This window comes from Allopontixanthobacter sp., assembly GCF_034376665.1.
GTDB lineage: Bacteria > Pseudomonadota > Alphaproteobacteria > Sphingomonadales > Sphingomonadaceae > Allopontixanthobacter.
This window is the reverse complement of the sequence record NZ_JAXMJI010000042.1, coordinates 1-7,454: the sequence shown is the minus strand read 5'-3', so window position 1 is coordinate 7,454 and position 7,454 is coordinate 1. Positions and strand designations below refer to the sequence as shown.

Sequence of the window (7,454 nt, the reverse complement as noted above, 5' to 3'; positions counted from 1 at the left end):
TTAATTCTTCATCAGCATCGCGTTGCTACGGCGGCTTGCGGCGCAATCTGCCGCGCGATGCAAGGGTTAACAGGTGGCGAGCCTTCCGCTCCGGCAATACAAGGACCGCGACTGCCAGACCGCACCGGTCCTCGGGGGCGGGGCTGACGGGATGTCGCTGGTCGAATGGCGCGATTTAGCGGATGCCGCAGCGATCACTGAATGGGACGAACTGGCGCTGGAAGCCAGCGAACCCAATCCGTTCTTCGAAAGCTGGAACCTGCTGCCTGCGCTCGCCAGTCTCGATCAGGGCCGGAATGCCCGTATCGCGGTTTTTCGGAGCGGCGGGAAGTTGACCGGGCTGATGCCCCTCGCACGCTCGGCACGTTATTACGGCTATCCCCTGCCGCATTGGCACAATTGGCTGCATCACAATTGCTTCTGCGGCCTGCCTTTGGTGACCAAGGGTCACGAGACGGAATTCTGGGCCGCCTTGCTGCAGACCATCGATGCCCGGCCCGGAGGTGCGTTGTTCCTGCATCTGACCCGCCTTCCGACGGGCGGACCTGTCCATGCCGCCCTCATGGAAACGCTGGACCGGCAGCCGCGCCCTTATGCGGTGGTCCATTCCGAGCAGCGCGCCATGCTTCAATCCAGCAAAAGCCCGGCAGATTACTTCGCAGCTTCCATGAACGGGAAGAAGCGCAAGGAACTGCGCCGCCAGTACAGCCGCCTGTCCGAACTGGGCACGCTGCAGTTTTGCCGGCATCTGGATGACCAGGGGATAGACCAGTGGTGTGAGGATTTCCTCGATCTGGAACTGGCCGGATGGAAAGGGCGGGAAGGTTCTGCGCTCGCCTGCGAGCCCGGGACGGCATCGTTCTTTCGCAGCGCCCTGCACGGCGGGGCCGCCCGCGGCAGGGCGGAACGGCTCTCGCTTTCGCTGGATGGCAGGCCGATTGCCATGCTGGTCAATTTCCTGGCCCCACCCGGCAGCTATTCCTTCAAGACGGCTTTCGACGAGACCTACGCACAATATTCGCCCGGCGTCCTGCTCCAGCGCGAAAACCTCGACCTGCTGGACCGGCAAGGCATCGACTGGTGCGACAGCTGCGCGTCGGCCGATCATCCGATGATCGAGCGGATATGGCGGCAGAAGCGCACGATCCAGCGCGTCAGCATCGGAATCGGCGGTGCGCTTCGCCAATCGTTCGTCCGCCAGCTTCTGCGCGCCGAGAGCGGCCGCAAAGTTTCGGCATGACCATGGACGAAACACCGAATGGAGACGTATTCGGTACTGCGACTCGGCTCCAGTTCGCGGCGGCTTACCCGGAAATTCCGCACGTCCTGAGCCACAATCTGGCCCACGATTCGCTTTTGACGCTCGAGGCGCTGGCAGCGCTGGCAGGCGAACTTCCCCCGAACTCCATCGAATACAACCGCGGCGACCTGCCGATCGGGATCAATGGCAAGCCGGGCAGCAACGGCCTGACGATTGAAGAGACCATCCGCCACATAGCCAGCAGCAACAGCTGGGCGGTGCTGAAGAACATCGAGCAGGTGCCCGCCTATGACGCGCTGCTGCGGTCGCTGCTGGGCGAACTCCGCGCCGAGATCGAAGCGCGCACCGGCGCGATGCTGCGCCTGCAGGGTTTCGTGTTCATCTCCAGCCCGAACGCGGTCACCCCGTATCATTTCGATCCCGAGCACAATCTGTTGCTACAGCTGACGGGTAGCAAGGTGATGACCCAATTCCCTGCTGGAGACGCTTTCTACGCGCCCGATCAGGTGCACGAAAGCTACCACGCCGGCGGTGCTCGCGAGCTGACCTGGCGCGAAGAAATGGCACAAGGCGGAACTGACTTCACCCTGCGCCCGGGCGAGGCGGTCTATGTGCCGGTCATGGCACCCCACTTCGTGCGCAACGGTCCGAGCAGCTCGATCTCCCTTTCGATCACATGGCGCAGCGACTGGAGCTTTGCCGAGGCCGACGCGCGCGGGCTCAACCGCCGCTTACGCAGATTGGGGCTGGCACCCTCTCCCCCCGGCCGCTGGCCAAGCAGCAATTTCGGCAAAGCCGCGGCGTTCCGGATATTGCGGAAACTTAGCCTCGCCAGGTAAGCTCTGCGTTGACGAAACGGCTGCTGCACCGCAATGCGGGAGCGCATGAGCCAAACCCCTACTCCCGAACAGCTGGTTGCCCATCTCGTCCGGTTGCTGACGGTCGAGGCCTCCAGCACGGATAGCTATATCGGACGTCCGCAACCGGGCGGCGTGGGCCGTATGTTTGGCGGCCAGGTGATCGCCCAGGCACTCCAGGCGGCCCAACTCGCCGCGCCCGAGGGCATGGTCGCCCATTCGCTGCACGCCTATTTCCTGCGCGGAGGCACAGAAGGTCCGGCGATCGATTACGCGATTGCCCGCGATTTCGATGGCCGCAGCTTCGCCAACCGGCGGGTTGTCGCGAGCCAGGCCGACAACGGAACCAGCCGTCCGATCCTGAACCTGACCGCCAGTTTCCAGCGCCCGGAAGAAGGGTTGGAGCATCAGGCCTGTGCCATGCCCGATGTCGCCCAGCCGGAAGATCTCAAGTCCGACATGGATCAGCGCGCGCAGATGGTCGCCGGGATGCCGAACCTTACACCGGAACACCGCGCCCTGATCCTGCGCCCGCGCCCGATCGAAATGCGGACGGTCGACCGTTTGCACTGGATGAACAGCGAAGCCAGGGAGCCGCGCGCGCACAGCTGGTTCCGCGCCGCCGCCCCACTTCCGGACGATCCGGCCATCCACCGCGCCGTAATAGCCTATGCGAGCGATTACACTTTGCTGGGCACCGCTGCGCTGCCGCACGGGCTCAGCTGGATGCGCGGAGAAATGAGCGGCGCCAGCCTCGACCATGCGATCTGGTTCCACCGGCCCGCGCGGGCGGACGACTGGCTGCTGTACGTAACCGACAGCCCCTGGAGCGGCGGCGGACGCGGTTTCAATCGGGGGAGCATCCTGACGCGCGACGGGACCCTGGTGGCGAGCGTGGCGCAGGAGGGCGTTATTCGGCGGCGGAAGATGTAAGCCTGGCTACTGTCGGATTGCAGTAGCTCAGCGACGTCCGCATTTTCGGCGCGAGTGAGGCAGACAAAAAAATGGGCCCCGAGAGGAGCCCAAATTTTGTAAAATTTCAGCGGATCTTAGTTAAAGACCCAATCCCAAATAGAACGAAACATAATATCACTCCTGTTGTGCCAAACACAGCAGGATTACGTTAACCTTGTTTGTTTGTAAACCGTTAACCAAGTTTCTGCGAGAAAATGGGCATATCTCTTTGTAAATCAAGAATTTCCTTAAATCCGTCAAGTGGCAGAGGGCGGGCAATCAAGTAACCCTGGCCGATGTCGCAGCCCATCGCCCTTAACAATTCGTACGATTCGCGATCTTCGATTCCCTCCGCAACCACCACAACCCCGGCGTCCTTAGCTAACCTAATGACATTGGCGACGATCGCTCGTGCCCGTCGGGACGTCGTCATACGGCTGACGAACTGACGATCGATCTTTATTTCGTCGAACGGCAGTTCCAGCATCACGTCGAGGTTTGCGCTGGCCACGCCGAAATCATCCATTGAAAACCTGACGCCGCTCCTTTTAATTTCTTCGAATACATCGCGAGCGATTGCAAAATTTTCGATACGAGCCGTTTCGGTTACCTCGATTGTCAATTTTGCCGGATCGATCGAGGTTCGCGACAGACTTTCGCCGATCATCACTGTCATCCGGTCATCCAGAAACTGGATTGCCGAAGCATTCACCGAAATCATCGGATTGTGCCCATCTCCTCTGAGCGAATTGGCCGCGCGAAGGCTCTTCAGCAAAATGCGCTTCGTCAGATCATCCAGGCGACCGACCCGCTCGCACTGACCAATGAAGCGCTCGGGAGAAATTTCTCCCCGTTCCTCGTCGACCCACCGGGCAAGCGCCTCCGCACCGATGATCAGACCGGATTCGAAATCAACCTGCGGTTGGAGTTTGATGGAAATTCTATCTTCGGACAGCGCAGTCTCCAGACGGGCCTGCAACGAATGATCCCAGGTGTCACTGTCAGCTTCCAGATCCGAGATGACGAACACCGGCTGATAGGCTTCGCGAGCCTGATCTGCAGCCGCGATGGCAGAGCTCAACCGGCTAGCCACAGACTTGCCGATACAATTGTCTGCACCGATAGTCATGGAGACGTCAATCGGGCGTTCTGCGATCGTGATAGATTGCGAGACGACCGCCCGCAAACCTGAAAGATGCTCTTGCAGGTCCTCTGCCGACATGTTCCGAAGGAAGAATCCGAAGTACTTCCCGCCGTCGTAATAGATGGTCTCGCCCGTATCGCCGAGCGTAAGGCGAGCACCGATCTGACGGAGGTAGCGAGCCTGCTCTGTCAGCGACAGAGTTGCAAACACCGCATCCAGGCGGGCGATTTTTGCTACCCCTATGGCGCAGGCGTCACTGTCGTGATTATCATCGAGATCGCGCTGCAATGCGGCGAAGTTGGGCAACTTGCTCCGGGAATCGCGATAAAGATAACGGCGTCTGTAATTCGCGACTAATCTGAAGGCAGCGTAAATAACCGCAGCTGCCGTCGCATCAGAAAAAGTCGTGCGAATACCAAGATTTGCAGTAACGACGAAGCACGCAACCAGCGTCAGGCTCCAAAGAACATAAAAGCGCCGACGCCAGTGCTTGTCACCAAAGTAGAGCGAACCCAGAACCAGACCCAGACCAAACACACTCAACAGAACCAGCCAATGTGGATTCTGTCCGGCTCCCCGGATTAAGGTTTCCGCTCCGATGATGTGGATCATCGAGGATGCGATCATTCCTTCTTCCGGTGCCCTGACCATTCGCGCAGAATTGTCGCGAACTCCCAAAACGACTGTTTTGCCTGCAAAGCGTCTTTCGCTAGATAGGTCATTTATCCGAATTTGATTGGAATTAATTGTCGGAACCGACGCCATTTCAATGGTGTAATCCGGACAGACCGCTGCATCCTCAGAAGCATCAGAAGCAAGCGCATAGGCCAGAGAGACCATCTTGCGGCGATCGCGATAGTTTGCGGCAGGTAGCTCCCAAACGTATCCGATGAAATCCGTTTGATAGTCATTGCTGACGACATTCCTTCCAGAGGAATAATACTGATCGTTGGAGTCAACGCTTTGGCTGTCGGGGAAATCGCTTCGCACAGCTTCCGTTAAGGTGACTCTGTCCCCCAGCCCCTCCAACACCGTCCTGAGCTGCAAATCGCTACCGACGTCGCCCTGCCGTTTGAGCGGAATATCAATGAAAATGCGGTTCGCACCAGCTTTGTCCAGATACTCCAGTGATCTGGCCAGATCACCATTTCCAACCATTGTCTTGGCTGAAGCGTCGTTTTCCAGCTCGACAAATACAATTTCGCCGCTGGCCTGATGGGTGAACATCTTCGACTGGAGGGCCCACGCAGCGATGTCGAGCGGGCGCAATATTGTTGTGACGCCAACCAGAATCGCCAGAATTGCCGCGAAAGCCGCGTGGCGAAACCTTTCCTTGGCCAACAATTTATGCGCGAAATGGTAGATGCGTCGCTCCTCTCACAGAGCTAGCCGTACAACCATATGGTAAATTTCCCGTTTACATTTGGCGTTGCAAATACCCCACCACCGAGAGAGATTAGAGCAGGCTCGAGCTCCCACCCTCACGCCCCGGCGTGGTAATAATCGTAGATCGTCTGCGCTACCGCGTCGCTGACGCCAGGCGCGCGTCGCAGGTCCTCGAATGAAGCCGCTCTCACCTTGCTGGCGGTCCCGAAATGCATCAGCAACGCCCGCTTTCGTGCCGGACCAATGCCAGGAATTTCATCCAGCGGTGACGCCGTGATCGCGCGGCTGCGTTTTGCGCGGTGCGCGCCGATGGCATAGCGGTGCACCTCGTCGCGCCATAGCTGGAGCTGGAACAGCACCGGCGAATTGGTCGGCAGGGTTTTCTCGCGACCATCGGGGAAGTGGAACACTTCGCGGCCTTCGCGCCCGTGGTCGGGGCCCTTGGCAATCGCAATCAAGGGAACATCCTCGATCCCCAATTCCTCCAGCGTGTCGCGCACCGCGCTCATGTGGCCCTTGCCGCCGTCGATCAGCACCAGATCGGGCCACATTCCGCCAGCGCGGTCGGGATCTTCGATCTGTGCACGGCTGAAACGGCGCTGCATGACTTCGCGCATCATGCCGAAATCGTCGTTCCCCTGTGCGGTCTTGATGTTGAATTTGCGGTACTGGTTCCTCAGGAACCCTTCCGGGCCCGCGACGACCATCCCGCCGACCGGCTTCGAACCCTGGATATGGCTGTTGTCGTAAATCTCGACCCGCTGCGGAACTTCGGGCAATTCGAGAAATTCGGAGAGTTCGCGCAGTGTTCTCGCCTTTGTTCCGCTCTCCGCCAGGCGCCGTTCCAGCGCTTCCGCCGCGTTCCGCTGTGCCTGTTCCATCAGCCGGCGGCGGTCACCCCTCTGCGGGATCGAGATTTCTACCCTGTGCTCCGCAATGGCGGCGAAGGCCTCCTCCATCACCGCCTGATCGGGCAATTCGCGGTCGACCAGAATGGTGCGCGGTGGCGGGACCTCCTCGTAGAATTGCGCCAGAACATTGGCCAGGACATGCGCTTCATCCACTTCCTTCGTATGCGCCGGAAAGAACGCCCGGTGGCCCCAATTCTGGCCGCCGCGTACGAAAAACGCCTGGATGCCGACCTGCCCTCCCTTTTCCGCCAGCGCGAAGACATCGGCATCGCCGACCCCGTTGGCGTTGATCGCCTGGCTGCCCTGGATGAAAGTCGCCGCGCGCAGCCGGTCGCGCAGCATCGCCGCGGATTCGAAATCCAGCTTCTCCGCAGCTTCCGCCATCTGGCGCTCGATCTTCGACTGCACGGCAGAGCTTTTCCCGCCAAGGAAATCCTTCGCTTCCTGCACCAGCCCGTCATACGCCGCCTGGTCGATGCGGCCCACGCAGGGCGCCGAACACCGCTTGATCTGGTACAGCAGGCACGGCCGGTCACGGCGGCTGAAAAAGCTGTCGCTACAGGATCTTAGCAGGAACAATTTCTGCAGCGCGTTGATGGTGATGTTGACGCTGCCCGCGCTGGCGAACGGCCCATAGTAATTGCCCTTGGCACGACGTGCGCCGCGATGCTTCATGATCCGCGGGAACTCATGATCCATTCGCAGCAGGATGAAGGGGAAGCTTTTGTCGTCGCGCAGCAGCACATTATAAGGCGGGCGAAACCGCTTGATGAACTGCGCTTCCAGCAGCAGTGCTTCCGCCTCGCTGTTGGTGGTGACGATCTCCATCGCGCGAGTCTGGCTGACCATGCGCTGCAACCGGCTGGTCAGATTGGCGACCTGAAGGTAATTGCCGACCCGATTGCGGAGCGCCCGCGCCTTGCCGACATACAGCACATCGC

Annotated in this window: 5 protein-coding genes; 3 read left to right on the top strand and 2 right to left on the bottom strand. The window is 59.8% G+C overall.

What is annotated here, in order from left to right:
- The first annotated feature begins 73 nt into the window (after positions 1 to 73).
- Genes U0988_RS04245 through U0988_RS04235 form a run of 3 tightly spaced genes read left to right on the top strand, consistent with a single transcriptional unit; the run spans position 74 to position 3,051 of the window.
- Complete coding sequence (locus U0988_RS04245; RefSeq protein WP_322291397.1) at positions 74 to 1,240, top strand: GNAT family N-acetyltransferase; 1,167 nt, start codon at positions 74 to 76, stop codon at positions 1,238 to 1,240.
- A 2-nt stretch (positions 1,241 to 1,242) separates the two neighbouring features.
- Positions 1,243 to 2,100, top strand: coding sequence for a transcriptional regulator (locus tag U0988_RS04240; RefSeq protein WP_322291396.1), 858 nt, complete (start codon positions 1,243 to 1,245; stop codon positions 2,098 to 2,100).
- 45 nt (positions 2,101 to 2,145) lie between these two features.
- Complete coding sequence (locus tag U0988_RS04235) at positions 2,146 to 3,051, top strand: acyl-CoA thioesterase II (RefSeq protein WP_322291395.1); 906 nt, start codon at positions 2,146 to 2,148, stop codon at positions 3,049 to 3,051.
- Positions 3,052 to 3,265: 214 nt separating this feature from the next.
- Here the strand turns inward: U0988_RS04235 and U0988_RS04230 are convergent, their stop codons facing one another.
- Together U0988_RS04230 and uvrC are read right to left on the bottom strand one after the other, a co-directional pair.
- Positions 3,266 to 5,557 carry a GGDEF domain-containing phosphodiesterase gene (locus U0988_RS04230; RefSeq protein ID WP_322291394.1) on the bottom strand — a complete coding sequence of 764 codons (2,292 nt, stop codon included), beginning with the start codon at positions 5,555 to 5,557 and terminating at the stop codon, positions 3,266 to 3,268.
- A gap of 140 nt (positions 5,558 to 5,697) precedes the next feature.
- Positions 5,698 to 7,454, bottom strand: a 1,757-nt coding sequence (uvrC, locus tag U0988_RS04225) for an excinuclease ABC subunit UvrC (protein ID WP_322291393.1), incomplete at its 5' end; no start/stop codon positions are given.